Consider the following 20,600-nt stretch of genomic DNA (forward strand, 5'->3'; position numbering starts at 1 on the left):
TCAAGCCATAGTGGGCAGGATTTTTTTGTCTCCAAAATAAGACTTCTGGTTTCCTCTTCTTGAAAGCGCTTTATTTTTGTATGATTCCTTTCTTCCACTCGATTTTTGCCTCATCCGCGAAGGGCTTTTAAGGCCAGCCCGGTAGGGCTGCTTTGATATGGCCCGTGCAACAGGCGGATCGTCCCGTTTATATAGCCTTTTGCCTGCTCTTTCACTTCCCGTAGCAAGTCCTTCACTCGGACCATTGGGTTGGGCTGTAACACTTGCTTCTTCGCTATCGCCTGGCCGCTCAAACGACTTCCCTCTTGTCGTGCCATAATGGCTCGCAACATCGCTTGTACTCCCCGTACACTCCAACTGTAGCCGCCTCGTTTGGTCCTTTTTGCCATCACCCGCATTTGCGCTTCCGCACTCCCCATTGGACGCATGCCCGTCGTGTCGATACCAGCTTCACCCAGAACCTTTCGATAGTCGATAAGATGCCTTCGATGCCGCCGTAAATAGGCCACGTATTTCCGCCATTCGTTCCGGTGCTCTTCCAGAATCTTTTCCTCCGGTACGGACTCTACTGTCGCCAGCAAGATATCCGCTTCAAAGGCCACCAACGCCTGCCGTACCGTCTGCCACGTCTCTGGCAACTGACCCAGGAATCGGCGCAATTCTCGCGCCACATGAAAGCGATCCAGTGTGTAAATACAGCGGTGAAAGTAGGATTCGCATTCTCCAATCCAATTGGCCCCATCCCCATTGACTACGATCCATGTGTTTTCATCCATGTCGTAATGACGAACCAGAAAGTCGCCAAACCCTTCCCAGAACTCTCCCTTCGTCGTATGCAGGTAATGGCGTTTCGACCTAAGCCGCACTCGGTCCCCCTCTTGTTCCCATCCTTCGTGCACAATCGCCATTCGATTTTCCATTCCCCGCTGGCGCTGCCTCTGCAATGAGGTGTAAAGTCCATCCACTTCCACAAACAATACGCGAACCGACCTTCGGGTCGCTTTCGACACGATGGTTGATGCTTGTTCAACCCGCGTGATTAGTTTGTCCCGAATGGCCTCATGGCTCAGTACCCGATACCCCAGTAACGCTTCCAAGCGTTTTGCGCTGTCCCGGTACGAGGGGCCTTGGCTAGCAAATTCGATCGCTATCTCTTCCAAAAACGGGCTTAGCTTCTCCCGCCCGTCAAAGGCCAGCATACGATCCAACAAATACACATGTTGACCCTTCACGCGATCCTGATACAATCGCCGTTTGAATCGAACCGTACCAAAGAGCGTGTCGATCTGGACTTCTCGTTGGTCCTTCAGCCGAAAGCGTGAATGATCCCGTTGATGCATCAGATACTCGTCCAACGCTTCCAAAATATAAGCCATACCGGCAGCGAACTGTTCCTGCAACGTTCGAAACAACAACGTTTCAAGCTCTTTCATTGTGGGAAATTCCGTGGTAAACTTGCTCACAGGGTTTCTCCTCCTTGGTGTGTTTGGTTTTGGCGCTTTACACTTTACCAAGAAGAGAAGCCCTTTTCTATACCCTCCAACTGATTTTTCTTCAAAAATTTCTTTTCGGTTTGCCCACGAACATTTTACTCATACTATTGCAATGGAATTTAGTTCTTTTTTCGATGCAAAACAGGCCCGGCAATGCCGAGCCTTGTCATCCCCGTTTTTGAGTCACCTGTCAACGGTGAAAGCCTTCATTAGAGGTAACGTGGAAGTCATAGCGCGGGATTTTTTGCCGGAGAAGAGAGATCACCTGTTGCTCCACCGCTCGCGCCTGACTCGCCGTAATGTTATGCACAAGGTCAAGAGTAACATATGCATTGCCGCCATTCAGTGTGATACGGGCGTCTTCAACGCCTTTTACCGACTTCGCCATCATTTCCATGTTGTTCATGTCGATTTGCGTGTTGCGCACATTGGACTGGCCGATGATGAGGTTCGGATTCTGGTTGCGCCCCATCAATGTGTCGCGATCCACCGCAGGCGAAGCAGGCCGATGGAGAATATCTCCGCTGCGCTCGCCTCTGATCGCCGCTGGATGCTGCCCGTCCATCGCCTGTGTATTGGTCCTTTTCTCCTGAGCTGCGTTTTGACCACACCCGACAGTCAAGGCCGAGGAAAGGACGAGCATGCCCAGCACGGTCAGCGAGTATTTTCCAAAAGGCTTCATTCGCACGAAAAAGCCACCTCCTGTTTTGCTTAGTCTGCGCAGCGCCTTTCAGGCTCATGCACACCTGCATAAAGGGGTGGCTTTTTCCTGCTGTTTTTGGGTCAGCGATTGGCCGGGGGATGGTAGTAATGCCTGCGACAGACACTGCTGTACGTGTCGTTGCCAGCGATTTCAATCGTCTCTCCGGTGTAGACAGGTTGTCCGTTTTTGAATTTGAGGATATGCGTCGCTTTTTTGTTGCAGTACACGCACACTGTTTTGATTTCTTCCACCTTGTCCGCTTCACAGAGCAAAGCGGCACTGCCGGGGAAAAGCTCGTTCTTGAAGTTTTTCAGCAAGCCGTAGACGATGACGGGAATGCCCAACTGATCGACAATCGCCACCAGTTGATCCACATGATGGCGGCTGATGAACTGCGCCTCGTCCAGCAGTACGCAGTGCGGCTTTACAGGCTCTGCTGCCACAATTTCGTACATATTCGTCTCTTCGCTGATCGGAATCGCCTCTCGGCTGATGCCAACCCGCGAAGCTACTTTTCCCACCCCGTACCGGTCATCGACGGCTGGCGTGAACACTACTACTTTTTTCCCCGATTGCTCATAGTTGTGAGCGACAGTCAGCAACTGAATGGATTTGGAGGCATTCATCGCCCCGTAACGAAAATATAATTGTGCCACGTCTCCATCTCCCTTTGCCTAAAGCGGATTCATAATTCCTTCCCATGCCCCGGAAAAAGACAAAACCAGGCAGATCGCTCTACCTGGTTGCTCCAATCCTGTCTGATTAGGACAGATTGTATTTGCGTTTGAAACGGTCTACACGGCCGCCAGCATCTACGAATTTTTGTTTTCCGGTGAAGAAAGGATGGCAGTTGGAGCAGATCTCCACTCTCAGCGCCTGTTTCACGGAACCGGATTCAAATTCGTTACCGCATGCACATGTAACGGTTACTACATTGTACTGTGGATGAATACCTTGTTTCATCGCGCTACACCTCTTTTCGCCCTGAATCGTTTGCCGAAACAGAGTTATATAAACACACATACAAGATAGTAGCATGCTGTCAGCCGAAATGCAACAGGTTGCCTGCTCAGGCCATATTTTTCCTGCGGCGCAGCTCTGCTGGCGGTATGTGCGTGAACGATCCGATCACCACATCCGGCAGCTCCTCCTGATAGATTTCAATCGCCTGCTTCATGCCGAAGACTTCGCCCTGCGCTTTTGGAATCATCGCCAGATAGCTTTCCGGATCAATGTTCAGGTTGCGCAGCTGAATCAGCTTGATGCCTGTGCGGCGGATGAAGTTAATCATCGCTTCCATTTCTTCTTCGCGGTCAAAAACACCAGGGAAGCACAAGTAGTTGATCGAGGTGTACACGCCCTTGGAGGCCGCGTATTCCGCAGATCGCGCCACGTTTTCCAGCGTGTAGTTGCGCGGGCGGTAGTAGGCATTGTAATGCTCGTCAATCGCGCTGATGATGCTGATGCGCATCAAATCCAGCCCGGCATCGACAATTCCTTTGATATGGTCGGTCAAGCCTGCGTTTGTATTGATGTTGATATAGCCCATGTCGGTCGTCGCCCGCACGCGGCGCATCGCCGGAACGATGATCCCGGCCATGGTCGACGGCTCGCCCTCACAGCCCTGCCCGAAGCTGATAATGCTCTCCGGCGTCTGCAAATGGTGCAGCATGACCTCCACCAGCTCGTCCTCTGTCGGCTTGAAATTCATCCGCGTCTGCGGGGACGGGAAGCCGCTGTCGTCTGGTTGCTCGGAAATACAGCCGTAGCAACCGGCATTACAGGTGTAGGATACAGGCAGGCTGCCTTCCCAGCGGTTGAAAAAGTTATTGGAGGCAGTCAGGCACTCGTACTCCAGTGCACAGTGCGACAAGTGTTTCAAGATGCGGTTGTTCGGGAACAGCTCCAACGTCTTTTCCACTCGCTGGCGCAGCTCATCCATCGGGAAATTCAGCGGGTCCCACTTGTAGATGTCGTCGCTCGCTCTGCCTGCTACCCAAAAGCGGTCGTCTTTCCAAACGACTGCCGAATACCCGAACAGCGGCAGCTTGCTTTCCTTGTTTGTTTTTACATAACCTGGAAGCAAGAGTCGGGTAATCCCTTGCGGAACGAGCGCCCCGACCGCTGTAAAGCCGTCCAGCTTAATCATTTCACCCGTTTCCGGGTCCATCCCGATCGGCACTGTATCCGGCAGGCTGACCAGCGTCGCCCCTTCCGGCAGCGGGATCAGTTCTTCTTCCAGAATTTCTGTCAATATATCGCCGTTGCGCGCCACCGCGAACAATCCCGGGTGGTCGTAAACATTGCCCTTTTCATCTGCGTACACTAAATACATGGGAAAATCGCCTCGCTTCTTTGCTTTGCCCATTGTAACGCATTGAAAAAGCAATGTAAATTGTGCAGGGTTATCTGCCAAGATACGGGAGCGGGTTTACCGGCACATCGTCCTGCCTGACTTCAAAATGCAGGTGATACCCGGTGGAGTCGCCTGTCTGGCCCATGTATCCGAGTATGTCGCCCGCCTCTACGCTCTGGCCGGGCGTGACCACAATCGTGCGCATATGGGCGTAAAAGGTTTGCAGGCCGTCTCCGTGGTCCAGGACGACCATGCGCCCGTACCCGGACCGATTGGCTCCCGCCTCGACCACCTTCCCTGCCTTCGCTGCCAAAATCGGCGTTTTGGCTTCCTGCTCGTTCCACAAATCTACGCCTTTGTGCATTTTGCCCCAGCGTGTTCCAAAGCCGCTTGTAATCGTCGCTTTTTCCACAGGCCAATCCAATCGGCCGCGAATCCGCGCCACGGCCTGCCTGCTTGCCGCCTGGGCTGTGTTTCGCTTTTGCTGCAGCTCCTCTGCCTGCATCGGCGGCCCTCCGGTAACAGGGATGTACACAACCTGTCCGACGTACAGGTTGTCCGACAGCCATTTCAAAAGCGGGTTGCGTTCCAGGAGCAGTTCGCGACTGACTCCGTATCTTCTCGCAATGTAATCGAGTGTTTCACCCCGTTTGACCATATGTGCCACTTCGTCTTTGGCAATAATCAGCTTCATTCCGACGGAAAGCAGGTGCGGATTGCTGATTTTGTTTGTCTCCACCAGCTTTTTCAGCGTAAGGCCGTAGCGCTCGGCAATTCCGGAAAGAGTGTCGCCCTGGCGCACTGCGTACACCATCGTATTGCTTTTGGCAGCAGGCGCTTGCTTTGTCAAACTCGCGTACGGATTGAACGCCTGAAACAACGCTTGCTCCACGACAGCCTTTTTCACTTCCGCGTGGCTCTCGATGGGCACGGGAACCTGCACGTACTCCACTGACTCTCTCCTCCCTCTCTTCCAACTCTCCTTACGGTATGCAAAACGGGCAAAAAAAATGACGGCGAGTCATGAGCTCACCGTCGTACCTGCCGTTTTCCCCCGGCCTTGCTGCTTGCTTTCCAGGGTCTGCAAAAATTCTTCGTTTGTTTTCGTGTCCGCCAGCTTTTTGATGAACGAATCGACAAAATCACTCGTTTCGTTCATGTTTTTGCGGATCATCCACAGCTTATCCAGTTCTTCTTTGGTCAGCAGCATTTCTTCGCGGCGCGTTCCCGAACGGCGAATGTCGATCGCCGGGAAGATCCGGCGCTCTGCCAGCTTGCGATCCAGATGCAGCTCCATGTTCCCCGTTCCCTTGAACTCCTCGTAGATCACATCGTCCATGCGCGAGCCGGTTTCGACCAGAGCCGTAGCCAGGATCGTCAGGCTGCCGCCCTCTTCGATGTTGCGCGCCGAACCGAAAAAGCGTTTCGGACGGTGAAACGCCGCCGGATCGATACCGCCAGACAACGTCCGGCCGCTCGGAGGAATGACCAGGTTGTAGGCGCGAGCGAGACGGGTAATCGAATCGAGCAGGATGACGACATCCTTTTTGTGCTCAACCAGACGCTTAGCCCGCTCCAATACAAGCTCAGCCACCTTGATGTGATTCTCCGGCAATTCGTCAAACGTGGAGGCGACAACCTCCCCTTTGACAGAACGCTGCATATCCGTAACCTCTTCCGGACGCTCGTCGATGAGCAGCACAAACAGATGAATATCCGGTCGGCTTTCCGTAATACTGTTGGCAATCTCTTTCAAGAGCATGGTTTTTCCCGCTTTTGGCGGAGCGACAATCAGTCCACGTTGTCCCAGTCCAACAGGGGCAATAAGATCCATCAGGCGGGTGGAAACACGCTCAGGAGCAGTCTCCAGCACGAGCTTGGTTTGAGGATATAGCGGTGTTAAGGCGGGGTAGTGAAGACGCTCTGAAGCAGCCTCCGGGTCTTCTCCGTTCACTGCTTCCACTTGCAACAGTCCAAAATAACGCTCGTTTTCCTTGGGAGGTCTGGCCTTGCCTGACACCACATCCCCCATGCGCAAATCAAAACGGCGAATCTGCGACTGGGAGATGTAGATGTCTTCCGAGCTGGGGAGATAGTTAATCGGACGGAGGAAGCCGTAGCCCTCCGGCAAGATTTCCAGCACTCCTTCCATAAACATCAGGCCATCCCGCTCCGCCCGTGCCCGAAGGATCGCGAAGATCAATTCCTTCTTCTTCAGCTGGGCGTAGTACGGGATATGATACTCCTTGGCCAGCTTATAGAGATCGGTCAGTTTCTTCTCTTCTAGTTCAGAAAGTAACATACGTCCACCACTCTTTTTTTACTCTTGGAAATCATGTTTAAACCGAGTTGTTCGTTTTCCTACAAACCGAGTGACGGTTTGCGTTCCAGGCGGTGGTTTCCTTCAATGAAGCGTACCGTACCCGTTTTTGCCCGCATGACAACAGAGTGGGTAGTCGCACGAGTTCCCTGGAAGCGAACCCCTTTCAGCAATTCCCCGTCTGTTACGCCCGTTGCCGCAAAAATGGCATCGTCGCCCTTGACCAAATCATCCATAAACAGCACCTGGTGCGGGTTGCTAAGACCCATCTGGACACAACGCTGGATTTCTTCTTCGTTTTGCGGCAACAGCTTGCCCTGAATTTCCCCGCCAAGGCATTTCAATGCAACTGCAGCCAATACACCTTCTGGCGCTCCACCGGAGCCGAACAAAATGTCTACACCCGTATCCGGGAATGCCGTGTTGATCGCAGCCGCCACGTCCCCGTCGGAAATGAGGCGAATGCGGGCACCGGCTTCACGAATCTCGTGAATGATGCGGGAATGGCGATCCCGATCAAGCACGATCGCTACCAGGTCGCTGATGTCTTTGCCCTGTGCCGCTGCAACAGCTTTCAGGTTGTCGCGAATGGGCGCGTTGATGTCGACCTTGCCCACCGCTTTTGGCCCTACTGCCATTTTTTCCATATACATGTCCGGAGCATGCAGCAAATTTCCACGGTCCGCAATGGCAATAACAGAAATGGCGCCCCATGTACCTTTTGCCAGGATATTCGTTCCTTCCAGCGGGTCGACAGCCACGTCCACTGCCGGCGCTACCCCTTGGCCGAGACGCTCGCCGATATAGAGCATCGGCGCTTCATCCATTTCGCCTTCTCCGATCACGACTACGCCATCCATCGGCACTTTTTCAAATTCCTTGCGCATCGCGGTCGTCGCCGCGTCGTCGGCCTCATCTTTGCGCCCAAGTCCCATCCAACGGGCGGAAGCCAAAGCAGCCGCTTCAGTTACACGTACCAGTTCAAGTGTTAAACTGCGTTCCATTCTGGAAGACTCCTCTCCTGATGATTGGTTAACGCTGTGGGCTTTCCGTATGCTGCAAGCCTACCCGCGTCACGTCGGCACCCAGCATTTGCAGCTTGCCCACCAAATTCTCATAGCCGCGGTCAATGTGTTCCAGACCTTCCAGTTCTGTCGTGCCGTTTGTCGCCAGCCCTGCGATAAAAAGCGCTGCGCCGGCCCGCAGATCGGAAGCTACCACCTTGGCTCCGTTCAGCTTGCTTCCGCCTTCAATGACAGCGGAGCGTCCCTCTACCTTGAGCGTCGCTCCCATGCGCCGCAATTCATCTACATGGCGAAAACGCGAGCTGTAAATGTTGTCCGTCACGATGCTCGATCCTTTGGCAAGAGTAAGCAGCGTCGTGATCGGCTGCTGCAAATCAGTAGGAAAACCAGGATACGGACTCGTTTTCACATCAATCGGGCGATAGGAATCCCGCCCGATCACCTGAATGCAGTCATCCATCTCCACCACTTCCGCGCCAATCTCGCGCAGTTTGGCAGTCAGCGACTCCAGGTGCTTGGGGATCACGTTTTCAACCAGTACATTGCCGTTTGTCGCCGCTGCCGCAATCATGTACGTCCCGGCCTCAATCCGGTCAGGAATAATGGTATGGCGACAGCCGCGCAGACGCTCCACGCCCTGGATGCGAATGACATCCGTTCCTGCGCCTTTGATGTTTGCTCCCATATTGTTGAGCAGTGTCGCCACATCGACGATCTCCGGCTCACGGGCAGCGTTTTCAATGATGGTCACGCCGTCTGCCCTGGAGGCAGCGAGCATGATGTTAATCGTAGCTCCGACGCTGACGAGGTCGAGGTAAATTCTCGCGCCCTTTAGACGACCTTGCTTGGCGCGGATGGTCATTACCCCGTTTTTGTTCTCGACCTCGGCCCCCATCGCCTCAAAGCCTTTGATATGCAAATCGACTGGTCTTGGGCCAAGATCGCAGCCGCCAGGCAGTCCGACCTGTGCCTCGCCGAACTTGGCGAGCAAGGCCCCCCACAAATAGTAAGAGGCACGCAGCTTTTTAATCTTGCCGTTTGGCATGAGCATCAGCTTCATCGAGCGCCCGTCGATTTCCATCCAGTCATCTTCGAACAGTACGTCAGCTCCCATTTCCTTCAGAAGCCCGTGATAAATTTCTACATCCTGAATACGGGGCAGATTGTCAATCACTACAGGTCCATCTGCCAGCAACGCGGCTGGAATCAGTGCGACTGCGCTGTTTTTGGCTCCGCTGATGGTTACCGTCCCCGCGAGCGGTTTTCCACCATTGATAATCAGCTTATCCATGCATCGCTCTCCTCAGGTGTAATCGGGAAAGAAGCACCTTCCCCAATGGAAAAGGTGCTTGAACTCTCGGTACTTGTCCTTATTTTTGCATGCTTGCCCAGTCAGCGAGGAATTTCTCCAGGCCGCTGTCTGTCAGCGGATGGGCAATCAGCTGCTTGAACACTTTTGCCGGAATGGTCGCGAAGTGTGCACCACGGCGAGCAGCTTCTGTCACATGCACAGGGTGACGAACAGATGCTGCGATGATTTCGGTCTCGATGCCATGCACAGAGAAAATCTCTGCAATGTCTTCGATCAACTGCATGCCGTCGTGTCCAATATCGTCAAGGCGTCCCAGGAACGGGGACACGAAGCTGGCTCCGGCACGCGCCGCGAGCAGCGCCTGGTTTGCGGAAAACACCAGCGTGACATTTGTTCTGATTTTGCGCTTGGCAAAATACTTGGTCGCCTTCAAACCTTCGGCAGTCATCGGCAGCTTGATGACGATGTTTTTCGAGAGGGAAGCGAGCTTTTCGCCCTCTTCGATCATGCCTTTTGCATCCGTGCTGATGACTTCGGCGCTGATCGGACCGTCAACGATGTCGATGATTTCCTTCAATGTCTCGATGAAGTCGCGTCCTTCCTTGGCAACCAGGGAAGGATTCGTGGTTACTCCGGCCAGGACTCCCCACTCGTGAATCTCGCGAATTTCTTCAACGTTAGCTGTATCAATCAAAAAACGCATGATTAGCCTCCTAGTTACGCGCGGTTGCTGCTGCCGAACAGACGCATTTTTCCTTTGACAACTTCCTTGATCGCGTCGCGAGCAGGGCCCAGATATTTGCGCGGGTCGATTTCGTTCGGCTTCGCAGCCAGCACTTTGCGAACCGTTTCGGTGCATGCGACTTGGCTTTCGGTATTTACGTTAATTTTTCCGACACCCAGGCGGATCGATTCTACAATCGCTTCGTCCGGTACACCGGAACCACCGTGCAGAACGATTGGCGCTCCAATGTTGCTTGCTACTTTCTCGATGATGTCGTAGCGGATTTTTGGCACGCCTTTGTACATGCCGTGAGCTGTTCCCACTGCAATCGCCAGGTAGTCTACTTTTGTTTCTTCCCAGAAGCGGATCGCTTCCTCAGGGTTTGCCAGCGTAGCATCTTCCTCGTCAACAGACAGGTCGTCCTCTACCCCGCCGATGGTACCGAGCTCACCTTCTACAGAAACGCCAACAGCGTGAGCAGCCTCAACAACCTGTTTGGTCAAGCGAAGGTTATCTTCAAACGAATGATGGGAACCATCGAACATGACAGAAGAAAATCCTGCGCGAATGCACTTCATGACAATATCAAAGTTGCTGCCATGATCGAGGTGCAGGGCAACCGGTACTCCTGCGCGCTCAGCCGCCACTTTTGCAATGGCTACCGTGTAATCCAGTCCCATGTATTTGAGTGCTCCCTCGGAAACACCAAAAATCACAGGCGATTTTTCTTCCATCGCAGCTTCCGTAATCGCTTGCGTAAACTCCAGATTGTTCAGGTTAAATTGTCCGACGGCGTATTTATGCAATTTGACGTCTTCGGTAAAAGCGGTCATAGGTACCAATGGCATCTGGTAAATCCTCCTCTGCTAGCTTCAAATCACGAGGCTTATTATATCACAGACAGGCGTTTGTTAACAGGTACGCTTATCCCCACCTATACGTTGCCAAAAGACTAGCAGGCGAGTTGCTGCTGTACGGCCATTCGCAGTTCGTCGATGTCAAACGGCTTGGTAAAATGGGTCAACGCTCCCAGTTGGGTCGCTTCCTTAATCATGTCCAGTTCTCCGTAAGCAGTCATCATGATGACCTTGATGTCCTGATTGATCTTTTTAATGTGCTTCAAAATCTCAATGCCGTCCATGCCTGGAATCTTCATGTCGAGAATGACCAGATCAGGCGATTCTTTTTCTACAATCTCCAGGGCCATTTTCCCGTTTGCTGCCTGAAAGGTTTTGTAGCCTTCCTTTCCCAGCACTTCATACAACAAAATGCGAATGCCATACTGGTCATCGACAACCAGCACCTTTTTATCTTGTTTGTCGAACACGGTTAGTCCCCCTTGACGAATCGTTTCCTTAACCTAATGAAATAGTTTTCGCCTAAAATCAGGAAACTCCTGCACATTTTACGTATTTACTGTTGAAAATTTCTCGTTATGTCCATTTCGATTATAATAGGGATACTATTTTTGAACCATGCAAGGAGCTAACAAACATATGGATGCGCTCTGGTTGATCTGCCTGTTGACGTTTATTATCCATACGACAGAGACACTTTCCTATGCGATTCGCTTCGCGGGAGTCAAGACCGGGAGAATCGCCGTCGCCCTGTCGCTCGTCGGCGTCACGCTGCTGCTCTCCCGCACCTCCAACCTGATTCAGGGGCCGTTCACCGGGGGACTGATGGATCAAGCCGCCATCCTGCACACAGACCCCAGCTGGCAGCTGCATGTGATTATCGCAGCTTCCTCTGTCGGCACGCTGGCGGCCATCCTGCTGTTTCCCTCGTTTGTCCAAATTTCCAGTCGAGTCATCTCGCATCTCGAACTGGCCGGCTCGATTCCGCAGATGCTGCGCACAGCCGTCACCGTTGACAGCATCCGCCGCGTTCGCCACCACTTGCGAATCCCAAGCTGGCAAGCCATCTCCCGCTTTCGCATCAAAGGCATCCCGAAGCGCCTCCTGCTGCTCAATTGCCTGGGAACAGCCATTTACACGAGCAGCGTACTCTCCGTGCTCTACGCGACACTGCTGGTCCCTGAATACAAGGCAACCGTGCTGATGTCCTCCGGCATGATTAACGGCTTCGCCACGATTTTCATGACGATTCTCGTAGACCCGCAGGTGGCCCTGTTGACCGAGAAAGCCATGCAGGGAAAAGCGACGCAGGAATCGATTCGGGACATGTATTTGTGGCTGATGATTTCCCGTTTTTGCGGGACGCTTCTCGCCCAGTTCCTGCTCGTCCCGGCAGCCTACTGGGTAGCCTGGCTGTCTCCGCTTTTTCACTGAAAAAAAGCAGGAAACGAAACAAGACGCACCGACGGTTTCAGTCGCCGGTGCGTCTTGCTGTGTCGCTTATTTTTTCAGGTTCAGGGAAGCTTTGACGAACTCACGGAACAATGGCTGCGGACGGTTCGGACGGGAAGTGAACTCCGGATGGAACTGGGTAGCCACAAACCAAGGGTGGTCTGGCACTTCCACGATTTCCACCAGACGTCCGTCCGGGGTCGTACCCGCAAAGCGCAGGCCCAGTTGCGCCAATTGCTCGCGATATTCGTTGTTGAATTCATAACGATGACGATGACGCTCGTAAACGAGTGTGCTGCCGTATGCAGCTTCGGTCAGCGTGCCAGGTTCCACTTTGGAAGGACCGATGCCAAGGCGCATGGTTCCGCCTTTGTCCTCGATTTCTTTTTGTTCCGGCAAAAGGTCGATGACCGGATAAGCGGTATTCGGGTCGATCTCGGAGCTGTTCGCGCCGTCCAATCCTGCCACGTGGCGGGCAAACTCGATAACCGCAATTTGCATTCCAAGGCAGATGCCCAAAAACGGCACTTTGTTTTCACGAGCATAGCGCGTAGCGATAATTTTGCCTTCGATACCGCGATCGCCGAAGCCGCCTGGAACCAGAATGCCGTTTACATCGCCCAGCAGTTCGCCTACGTTTTCCGGCGTCACTTCTTCTGCGTGCACCCATTTGATTTCCACTTTGGAATCATTCGCAAAACCGCCATGGTACAGCGCTTCTGCTACGGACAAATACGCGTCATGCAGCTCCACGTATTTCCCGACAATCGCGATTGTGGTTGTTTTGGACAGGTTCTTGATTTTATTTACCAGCGACTTCCACTCGGTCATGTCCGCTTCCTGACAAGTCAGGCCGAGGTGGCGGCAAACGTATTCGTCAAGGCCTTGTGCTTGCAGCTGCAGCGGCACATCGTAGAGAGTTTCCGCATCTACGCACTCTACCACTGCGTTTTTGTCGATGTCACAGAACAGCGCCAGCTTGTCCTTCATTTCCTGGGTCATTGGCTGTTCGGTACGAGTCACGATCACTGTTGGCTGAATGCCCAGGCTGCGCAGTTCCTTCACACTGTGCTGGGTCGGCTTTGTTTTCATCTCGCCTGCTGCCTTGATGTAAGGAACCAGCGTAACGTGAATGTACATGACGTTTTCGCGGCCAATATCGCTCTTGATTTGACGGATCGCTTCGAGGAACGGCAAGCTTTCGATGTCCCCTACTGTTCCGCCGATTTCGGTGATAACCACATCTGCCCCGGTTTCACGGCCAGCGCGGAAAATCCGGTCTTTAATCTCGTTCGTGATGTGCGGGATCACCTGAACGGTTCCTCCCAAATAATCTCCGCGACGTTCTTTGGCGATGACGGTCGAGTAGATTTTCCCGGTCGTTACGTTAGAGTTGGCGCTCAGGTTGATGTCGATGAAACGCTCGTAGTGCCCCAAGTCCAGGTCTGTTTCCGCTCCATCGTCCGTGACGAACACTTCCCCGTGCTGATACGGGCTCATCGTTCCTGGGTCTACGTTGATGTATGGATCGCATTTCTGGATGGTTACTTTCAAGCCCCTATTTTTCAGGAGTCGGCCCAGAGAAGCCGCTGTAATTCCTTTTCCCAACGAGGATACGACCCCGCCTGTCACAAAAATATACTTCGTCATCGTAAACGTCCCCTCTTTCCCTAACCCTTTGGTAGTAGTAAAAAACGTATGAAGACGGCTCCCAAAAAAAGAAAAACAAAAGCGAGTCCTATCCCTTTTGGCAATGGGGTAGGGGCACTTTTGTTTTATAGTTTCCCTTATTTAATCCTTCTTCATGTGAAGCCCAAGGAGTATTTTATCTGTCCGTCAGGCGGAAGTCAAGGACTTATACTTCATCCTCGTCATCTTCCAGTTCTTCGTCAACTTCCTCTTCTTCGAGCTCCTCGTCGAACAGGTCGTCGTCCTCGTCTTCGAGTTCTTCTTCGTCAATTTCAGCATCAATCTCATCATCATCAATATCTGCGTCATCAACGAATTCTTCTTCGTCTTCGAAAATGACCACGTCGTCATCCTCGTAGTCTTCCACACCTTCGTCTTCGGTATCGTAATCGTCGAAGTCGTCGTCCAGGATAACTTTCTTCTTCTTGGTTCCGCCGCCTTCCTGAGTTTCTTCAACGGTGTCAGTCGGATACCAACGTTTCAGTCCCCACACGTTGTCTCCAAGGCACACAAAACGGCCGTCAATATTAATCTCAGTGTATACTTGCGCGATGATAGCCATGAGTTGTTCGTTTGTCATGTTACGAACGATAGCCAGTTCATCCATCAGCTCGCGGAAGTTGTATGTGCGATTGGTTTCACGCAAAATTTCATACGCAATATCAACCAACGCCATCTCGCTCAGTTTCTCGGGATCAATATGAGCAAACAATTGACTCACCCAGGGCACGTCCTTTCCATTAGAAAACTATTGGCTTCAATACCGACCTCGCCCTTTGCTGGGGGACGCAGGCTTTGCTTAGGCAACTCATAAATAATGTCGATGGCCTCCATTATACATCGTACAACATACGAAGGCTAACATACAGTATTCCTTATTTTAGACGAAAATGCAAGGCTTTCAAACAAGAGAAAGTCCATTAATTGCAGACGATTGCCTGACCGCTTAAAAAGAAAGCCGCCTCGCTACCATATGGATAGCAAAGCGGCTCTTTTTTTGTTCATTAGTTTCGGATTAGATAATCAAATGCACCCAGGGCTGCTGTTGCACCTGATCCCATCGAGATAATGATCTGCTTGTACGGACTATTCGTGCAGTCGCCGGCAGCAAATACGCCAGGGACGGAAGTGGCACCGTGTTTATCGACGATGATCTCGCCCATTTTGTTACGTTCGACTGTATCTCCCAGCCAATCCGTATTGGGCACAAGACCGATCTGGACAAACACGCCTTCCAGTTCAATGTGATGAACCTCTCCGGTCTCCCGGTCCTTGTAGGAAATTCCGTTTACCTTGTCGGTACCGGTGATTTCCGTCGTTTGTGCATTCGTGATAACCGTTACGTTTGGCAAGCTGCGCAGACGATCTTGCAAAACGGAGTCGGCTTTCAGCTCTGCAGCAAATTCAAGAACCGTGACGTGGTTGACAATGCCCGCGAGATCGATGGCTGCTTCCACGCCGGAGTTGCCGCCGCCAATGACGGCAACGCGTTTGCCGGCGAACAGCGGACCGTCACAGTGAGGGCAGTACGCCACGCCTTTGTTTTTGAATTCGGCCTCGCCAGGAACGCCTACATTGCGCCAACGGGCACCTGTTGAAAGGATAACGGCCTTGCTCTTGAGAACAGCACCGTTTTCCAGTTCGATTTCGATCAAGTCCTTCTTCTCCAGACGCTTGGCACGCTGCAAATTCATCACATCGACATTGTACTCTTTGACATGCTCTTCCAGACTTGCTGCGAGCTTCGGACCTTCGGTGTATTTTACACTGATAAAGTTTTCAATACCCAGAGTGTCCATGATCTGACCGCCGAAGCGTTCAGCTACAATACCGGTGCGAATGCCTTTGCGCGCCGCGTAGATGGCAGCACTTGCTCCAGATGGGCCCCCGCCGATGACAAGCACATCGTATGGCTCTTTGTTCGCAAATTCGGATGCGTCCGGAGCCGATCCCAGCTTGGCGAGAATCTCTTCGAGCGACATCCGACCGCTGCCGAACGATTCCCCGTTCAGGAAAACGGTTGGCACAGCCATGACGTTTTTGCTTTCGACTTCTTCTTTGAACGCAGCACCGTCAATCATAGTATGTGTAATACCAGGATTGAGAACACTCATCGCGTTCAGCGCTTGAACGACATCAGGACAATTGTGGCAGCTCAGACTGACATATGTTTCAAAGTGATATTCGCCTTTCAGACTTTTCACTTGATCGATGATTTGCTGGTCGACCTTTGGAGGTCTACCGCTCACCTGCAGCAAAGCCAGCACCAAGGAAGTGAATTCATGTCCCAATGGTACGCCTGCAAAAGTTACTCCGGTATCTTCACCGATACGATTGACACTAAAGCTTGGTGTACGCTGCATGGAGGCTTCTTCAAGCTTGATTTTCTGCGACATGTTTGCCAGTTCTTCCAGGAGAAGCAGCATGTCACGGGAAACGCTATCGGAGCCTGCACTGTATTTCAGCAGCACTTCGCCTTCCATCAGCTGAAGATATTGCTCTAGTTGTGCTTTTATATCTGCGTCCAGTATCATTGATCCCACTCCTTAGATCTTGCCGACAAGATCAAGGCTTGGCTTCAGGGTAGCAGCACCTTCCTGCCATTTCGCAGGGCAAACTTCACCCGGGTTGTTGCGCACGTATTGAGCGGCTTTCAGTTTGTTAACAATCACGCTTGCATCGCGACCGATGCCGCCTGCATTGATTTCAACTGCCTGGATCACACCATCCGGGTCGATGATGAACGTACCGCGGTCAGCCAGTCCCTCTTCTTCAATCAGTACATCGAAGTTGCGGGAGATGGTGTGAGTTGGGTCGCCAATCATGGTGTAAGTGATTTTGCCGATAGTCTCGGAAGAATCGTGCCATGCTTTGTGAGTGAAGTGAGTATCTGTAGAAACGGAGTACACTTCAGCTCCCATGGATTTAAAGGTTTCGTAATGGTTTTGGAGATCTTCCAGCTCAGTCGGGCAAACGAATGTGAAGTCTGCCGGATAGAAGCAAACGATGCTCCATTTGCCTTTAAAGTCAGCTTCTGTCACTTCTACAAATTGACCGTCTTTGTAAGCTTGTGCTTTGAAAGGCAATACTTCTTTTCCGATAAGGGACATAGTGAACATCCTCCTACATGATTGTTTTCGAGAATTATTAAATGTAATAATTCTAACTTGATAACAATTATCATTCAAAACATTCCATTTGTCAACCTCTTTTATAATAACTTTAATGTAAGAAGTTGCACCTTCCATAGTCTTGAATATTTGACAGAAGAATATACGCGCTTACATCGCCCCGGTATTCATGGCAAAATGCTGTCCCGTCCCTCAAGCCAACGGAAGGGGCCTCCCATAAAAGTAGCTGCGACTACCGGAGAGGCCCCATTTCTCGTTTACATATTTCGTCTGTACTGACCGCCTACCTCGTACAAAGCGGCACTGATCTGTCCGAGCGAAGCGACCTTCACTGTCTCCATCAGCTCGGCAAAAATGTTTTCGCCTGCCATCGCCACTTCCTGCAAACGTCGCAAGGCTTGTGGTGCCAGGTGGCGATTGCGCTCCTGGAAGGCGCGCAGGTTGTTGATCTGCTGTTCCTTTTCTTCCTCTGTCGCCCGCGCCAGCTCGATTTCGTAATCTTCCTCGGACGCGTTCGGGTTGATAAAGGTGTTTACACCGATGATCGGCAGCTCGCCGGTGTGCTTTTTCATTTCATAGTACATCGACTCATCCTGGATTTTGCCGCGCTGATACTGCGTCTCCATCGCTCCCAGCACGCCGCCGCGCGAGCTGATTCGCTCAAACTCCTGCATGACGGCTTCCTCTACCAGATCGGTCAGCTCGTCGATGATGAACGAGCCTTGCAGCGGGTTCTCGTTTTTCGCGAGTCCCATTTCCTTGTTGATAATCATCTGGATCGCCATAGCCCGGCGCACAGAGTTCTCTGTCGGCGTCGTAATCGCCTCGTCGTAGGCGTTGGTATGCAGAGAGTTGCAGTTGTCGTAAATCGCGATCAACGCTTGCAGCGTCGTCCGAATGTCGTTGAAATCCATCTCCTGTGCGTGCAGGGAACGTCCGGAAGTCTGGATGTGGTATTTCAGCTTCTGGCTGCGCTCGTTGCCGCCGTAGCGGTTTTTTATCACCGTCGCCCAGATGCGGCGAGCCACCCGGCCGATAACCGTATATTCCGGATCGAGTCCATTGGAGAAGAAGAACGACAGATTCGGCGCAAAATCGTCAATGTGCATGCCTCTGCTCAAGTAATACTCCACGTACGTAAAGCCGTTTGCCAGCGTAAACGCCAGCTGCGTGATCGGGTTTGCCCCCGCTTCTGCGATATGGTAGCCCGAAATGGACACGGAGTAGTAGTTGCGCACTTTATTGTCGATGAAATACTGCTGGATGTCGCCCATCATCCGCAGGGCAAACTCCGTCGAGAAAATGCACGTGTTCTGCCCCTGGTCTTCTTTCAAAATGTCCGCCTGCACGGTTCCGCGAACAGTCGACAAGGTGTACGCCTTGATCTCTTTCGCTTCCTCTTCGGTCGGCTGACGGCCTTCCCGCTGGACAAACTTCTCGATCTGCTGCTCAATGGCGGTATTCATGAACATCGCCAAAATCATCGGTGCCGGACCGTTGATCGTCATGGACACAGACGTACTTGGCGCGCACAGGTCGAAACCTGCGTACAGCTTCTTCATGTCGTCCAGCGTGCAGATGCTCACTCCGCTCGTCCCGATTTTTCCGTAAATGTCCGGGCGGTAATCCGGGTCTTCGCCGTACAAGGTTACAGAGTCAAAAGCTGTACTGAGCCGCTTCGCCTCGTCGTTTTGCGAAAGGAAATGAAAGCGTCGGTTCGTGCGCTCAGGCGTGCCTTCGCCGGCAAATTGCCGCTTCGGATCTTCGCCCTCCCGTTTGAACGGGAACACGCCTGCTGTGTACGGGAATTCGCCCGGCACGTTTTCCTTCAGCGACCATTTCAAAATCTCGCCCCAGTCTTCGAAATCCGGCACCGCTACTTTTGGAATGCGTGTACCCGACAGCGATTCGGTGAACAGCTTCGTGACGATTTCCTTGTCGCGGATTTTCGTGACAAACTGGTCCTTCCGGTACGCTTCCTTGAGCTTCGGCCAGTTGTCGAGAATCCGGCGGCACTCGGGATGCAACTTCTCCTCAAACAGCTTGATCTGCTTGTCGAGCACGGCAACCAGTTCTGTCGCTGCCTCTTCCTGAGATGCGAGCAACGTCTCCTTGGCGCCGTGCAGCTGATACAGCTTGCGGGCGATGGCAGACTGCTCTTCGGTATACGCACGGTATTGGCGTACTGTGTTGGCGATTTCTTGCAAGTAGTTGGTTCTTTCCGTCGGAATCAACGAAGTTTTATGAATTTTTACCGGAGTGGTATCCAAATTCTCTACAGACCAATCCACGCCTGTCTTTTCTACAATTTTATGCATCAGAGCGGCAAACAGAACATTTGTCCCCGGATCGTTGAACTGGCTGGCAATCGTTCCGTACACAGGAACTTTTTCGTCAGGCAGATCAAACAGCTGATGGTTGCGGCGGTACTGCTTGCGCACCTCGCGCAACGCATCCTCCGAGCCTTTTCGCTCAAATTTGTTGATCGCGATCACGTCGGCAAAATCAAGCATGTCGATTTTTTCCAGTTGGGACGGCGCGCCGAACTCGCTGGTCATGACGTACATGGAAACGTCACACACTTCGGTCACTTGCGCATCGCCCTGACCGATCCCGCTCGTCTCTACGATGATGAAATCAAAATGAGCCGCACGAGTAACCTGGATCGCGTCCTTCAAAGCGGCAGACAGTTCCATGCCGGACTTTCTGGTAGCCAGACTGCGCATGTAAACGCGCGGGGTGTTGTTGGCATTCATGCGGATGCGGTCGCCCAAAAGCGCTCCGCCCGTTTTTTGCTTGGACGGATCGACAGACAAAATCGCGACCGTCTTTTCCGGATAAAAGCGCAAAAATCGGCGCACAAGCTCATCCGTCAGCGAGCTTTTCCCCGCTCCCCCCGTGCCAGTGATGCCCAGCACCGGAATCGAGCTTTGCGCTTCCCGCACGCATTCCTTGAGCGGTTCCCGCCACTCCGGCTGTTCGACAGCATACTCCGCCACAGAGATGAGGCGGGCAATCGCCTGGTGGTTTTGCTCGCGCAAGCCGGCCACTTCGTTTTCCAACTGCTTGACTGTCGGAAAATCGCAGTGCCGAATCATGTCGTTAATCATGCCTTGCAAGCCCAGGCGTCTGCCGTCATCCGGCGAGTAAATTTTACAAACGCCGTATTCCTCCAGCTCCCGGATCTCGCGTGGAACGATGACACCGCCACCGCCTCCGAAGACGCGGATATGCTCAGCTCCCCGTTCGCGCAAAAGATCAATCACGTATTTGAAAAATTCCACATGGCCGCCCTGGTAGGAGCTGATGGCAATGCCTTGCACATCCTCCTGAATGGCGGCGGTCACAATGTCATCGACAGAACGGTTGTGTCCGAGATGGATCACTTCCACTCCCGAAGACTGCAAAATACGACGCATGATATTGATCGAGGCGTCGTGACCGTCGTACAAGCTGGCAGCGGTCACGAAGCGAACCTTGTTTTGCGGACGATACACTTCGGTTTCCATCGTTCCACTCTCCCCGAGAATCAATTAAT

The 20,600-nt window shown here is 52.5% G+C and carries 18 protein-coding genes; 1 reads left to right on the plus strand and 17 read right to left on the minus strand.

Annotation, left to right across the window (positions count from 1 at the left end; translation table 11 throughout):
- Nucleotides 1-110: 110 nt before the first annotated feature.
- From AAFJ72_RS20035 to AAFJ72_RS20090, 12 genes are all read right to left on the minus strand, one after another.
- Entirely contained in the window at nucleotides 111-1,463 is a 1,353-nt protein-coding gene (locus tag AAFJ72_RS20035; protein ID WP_122906863.1) for an ISLre2 family transposase, read from the minus strand.
- Between the two features lie 220 nt (nucleotides 1,464-1,683).
- The gene (locus tag AAFJ72_RS20040) at nucleotides 1,684-2,175 is read right to left on the minus strand and encodes a sporulation protein (protein WP_432777228.1); all 492 of its coding nucleotides are present in this window, start codon (nucleotides 2,173-2,175) and stop codon (nucleotides 1,684-1,686) included.
- A 101-nt stretch (nucleotides 2,176-2,276) separates the two neighbouring features.
- Complete coding sequence (locus AAFJ72_RS20045; protein WP_122902948.1) at nucleotides 2,277-2,852, minus strand: thymidine kinase; 576 nt, start codon at nucleotides 2,850-2,852, stop codon at nucleotides 2,277-2,279.
- Between the two features lie 106 nt (nucleotides 2,853-2,958).
- Nucleotides 2,959-3,159 (minus strand): 50S ribosomal protein L31, encoded by a 201-nt coding sequence (gene rpmE / locus AAFJ72_RS20050; protein WP_122902862.1) that lies wholly within the window; start codon nucleotides 3,157-3,159, stop codon nucleotides 2,959-2,961.
- A 106-nt stretch (nucleotides 3,160-3,265) separates the two neighbouring features.
- Nucleotides 3,266-4,531 carry a radical SAM protein gene (locus tag AAFJ72_RS20055; protein WP_432775437.1) on the minus strand — a complete coding sequence of 422 codons (1,266 nt, stop codon included), beginning with the start codon at nucleotides 4,529-4,531 and terminating at the stop codon, nucleotides 3,266-3,268.
- Between the two features lie 70 nt (nucleotides 4,532-4,601).
- Complete coding sequence (locus tag AAFJ72_RS20060) at nucleotides 4,602-5,504, minus strand: M23 family metallopeptidase (RefSeq protein WP_122902864.1); 903 nt, start codon at nucleotides 5,502-5,504, stop codon at nucleotides 4,602-4,604.
- A 69-nt stretch (nucleotides 5,505-5,573) separates the two neighbouring features.
- A complete protein-coding gene (rho, locus tag AAFJ72_RS20065) occupies nucleotides 5,574-6,854 on the minus strand; it encodes a transcription termination factor Rho (RefSeq protein WP_122902865.1) in 1,281 nt (426 codons plus the stop codon).
- 59 nt (nucleotides 6,855-6,913) lie between these two features.
- Nucleotides 6,914-7,876: a class II fructose-bisphosphatase gene (gene glpX / locus AAFJ72_RS20070; RefSeq protein WP_122902866.1), complete on the minus strand. Its 963-nt coding sequence runs from the start codon at nucleotides 7,874-7,876 to the stop codon at nucleotides 6,914-6,916.
- 28 nt (nucleotides 7,877-7,904) lie between these two features.
- The gene (locus AAFJ72_RS20075) at nucleotides 7,905-9,188 is read right to left on the minus strand and encodes a UDP-N-acetylglucosamine 1-carboxyvinyltransferase (protein WP_432775438.1); all 1,284 of its coding nucleotides are present in this window, start codon (nucleotides 9,186-9,188) and stop codon (nucleotides 7,905-7,907) included.
- Nucleotides 9,189-9,267: 79 nt separating this feature from the next.
- Complete coding sequence (gene fsa, locus AAFJ72_RS20080) at nucleotides 9,268-9,912, minus strand: fructose-6-phosphate aldolase (RefSeq protein ID WP_122902868.1); 645 nt, start codon at nucleotides 9,910-9,912, stop codon at nucleotides 9,268-9,270.
- 14 nt (nucleotides 9,913-9,926) lie between these two features.
- A complete protein-coding gene (gene fba, locus AAFJ72_RS20085) occupies nucleotides 9,927-10,781 on the minus strand; it encodes a class II fructose-1,6-bisphosphate aldolase (RefSeq protein ID WP_432775439.1) in 855 nt (284 codons plus the stop codon).
- A 104-nt stretch (nucleotides 10,782-10,885) separates the two neighbouring features.
- Entirely contained in the window at nucleotides 10,886-11,260 is a 375-nt protein-coding gene (locus tag AAFJ72_RS20090) for a response regulator (protein WP_122902870.1), read from the minus strand.
- Between the two features lie 169 nt (nucleotides 11,261-11,429).
- Between AAFJ72_RS20090 and AAFJ72_RS20095 the strand changes: the two genes are divergently transcribed.
- On the plus strand, nucleotides 11,430-12,224 hold the full coding sequence (locus AAFJ72_RS20095; RefSeq protein WP_432775440.1) for a lipid II flippase Amj family protein: 795 nt from the start codon (nucleotides 11,430-11,432) through the stop codon (nucleotides 12,222-12,224).
- A 66-nt stretch (nucleotides 12,225-12,290) separates the two neighbouring features.
- Here the strand turns inward: AAFJ72_RS20095 and AAFJ72_RS20100 are convergent, their stop codons facing one another.
- The 5 genes from AAFJ72_RS20100 to icmF all read right to left on the minus strand — a co-directional run bounded on the left by AAFJ72_RS20100 (nucleotide 12,291) and on the right by icmF (nucleotide 20,571).
- Nucleotides 12,291-13,892, minus strand: coding sequence for a CTP synthase (locus tag AAFJ72_RS20100; protein ID WP_122902872.1), 1,602 nt, complete (start codon nucleotides 13,890-13,892; stop codon nucleotides 12,291-12,293).
- 205 nt (nucleotides 13,893-14,097) lie between these two features.
- Complete coding sequence (gene rpoE / locus AAFJ72_RS20105; protein ID WP_432775442.1) at nucleotides 14,098-14,652, minus strand: DNA-directed RNA polymerase subunit delta; 555 nt, start codon at nucleotides 14,650-14,652, stop codon at nucleotides 14,098-14,100.
- A gap of 283 nt (nucleotides 14,653-14,935) precedes the next feature.
- Nucleotides 14,936-16,465, minus strand: coding sequence for an alkyl hydroperoxide reductase subunit F (gene ahpF / locus AAFJ72_RS20110; RefSeq protein ID WP_432775443.1), 1,530 nt, complete (start codon nucleotides 16,463-16,465; stop codon nucleotides 14,936-14,938).
- Between the two features lie 12 nt (nucleotides 16,466-16,477).
- Complete coding sequence (gene ahpC, locus AAFJ72_RS20115; RefSeq protein WP_432775444.1) at nucleotides 16,478-17,041, minus strand: alkyl hydroperoxide reductase subunit C; 564 nt, start codon at nucleotides 17,039-17,041, stop codon at nucleotides 16,478-16,480.
- Nucleotides 17,042-17,319: 278 nt separating this feature from the next.
- Nucleotides 17,320-20,571, minus strand: a complete 3,252-nt coding sequence (gene icmF, locus AAFJ72_RS20120) for a fused isobutyryl-CoA mutase/GTPase IcmF (RefSeq protein WP_432775445.1) — start codon at nucleotides 20,569-20,571, stop codon at nucleotides 17,320-17,322.
- Nucleotides 20,572-20,600: the final 29 nt, after the last annotated feature.

The sequence above is a fragment of the Brevibacillus gelatini genome (assembly GCF_050920745.1).
GTDB classification, from domain to species: Bacteria; Bacillota; Bacilli; order Brevibacillales; family Brevibacillaceae; genus Brevibacillus; species Brevibacillus gelatini.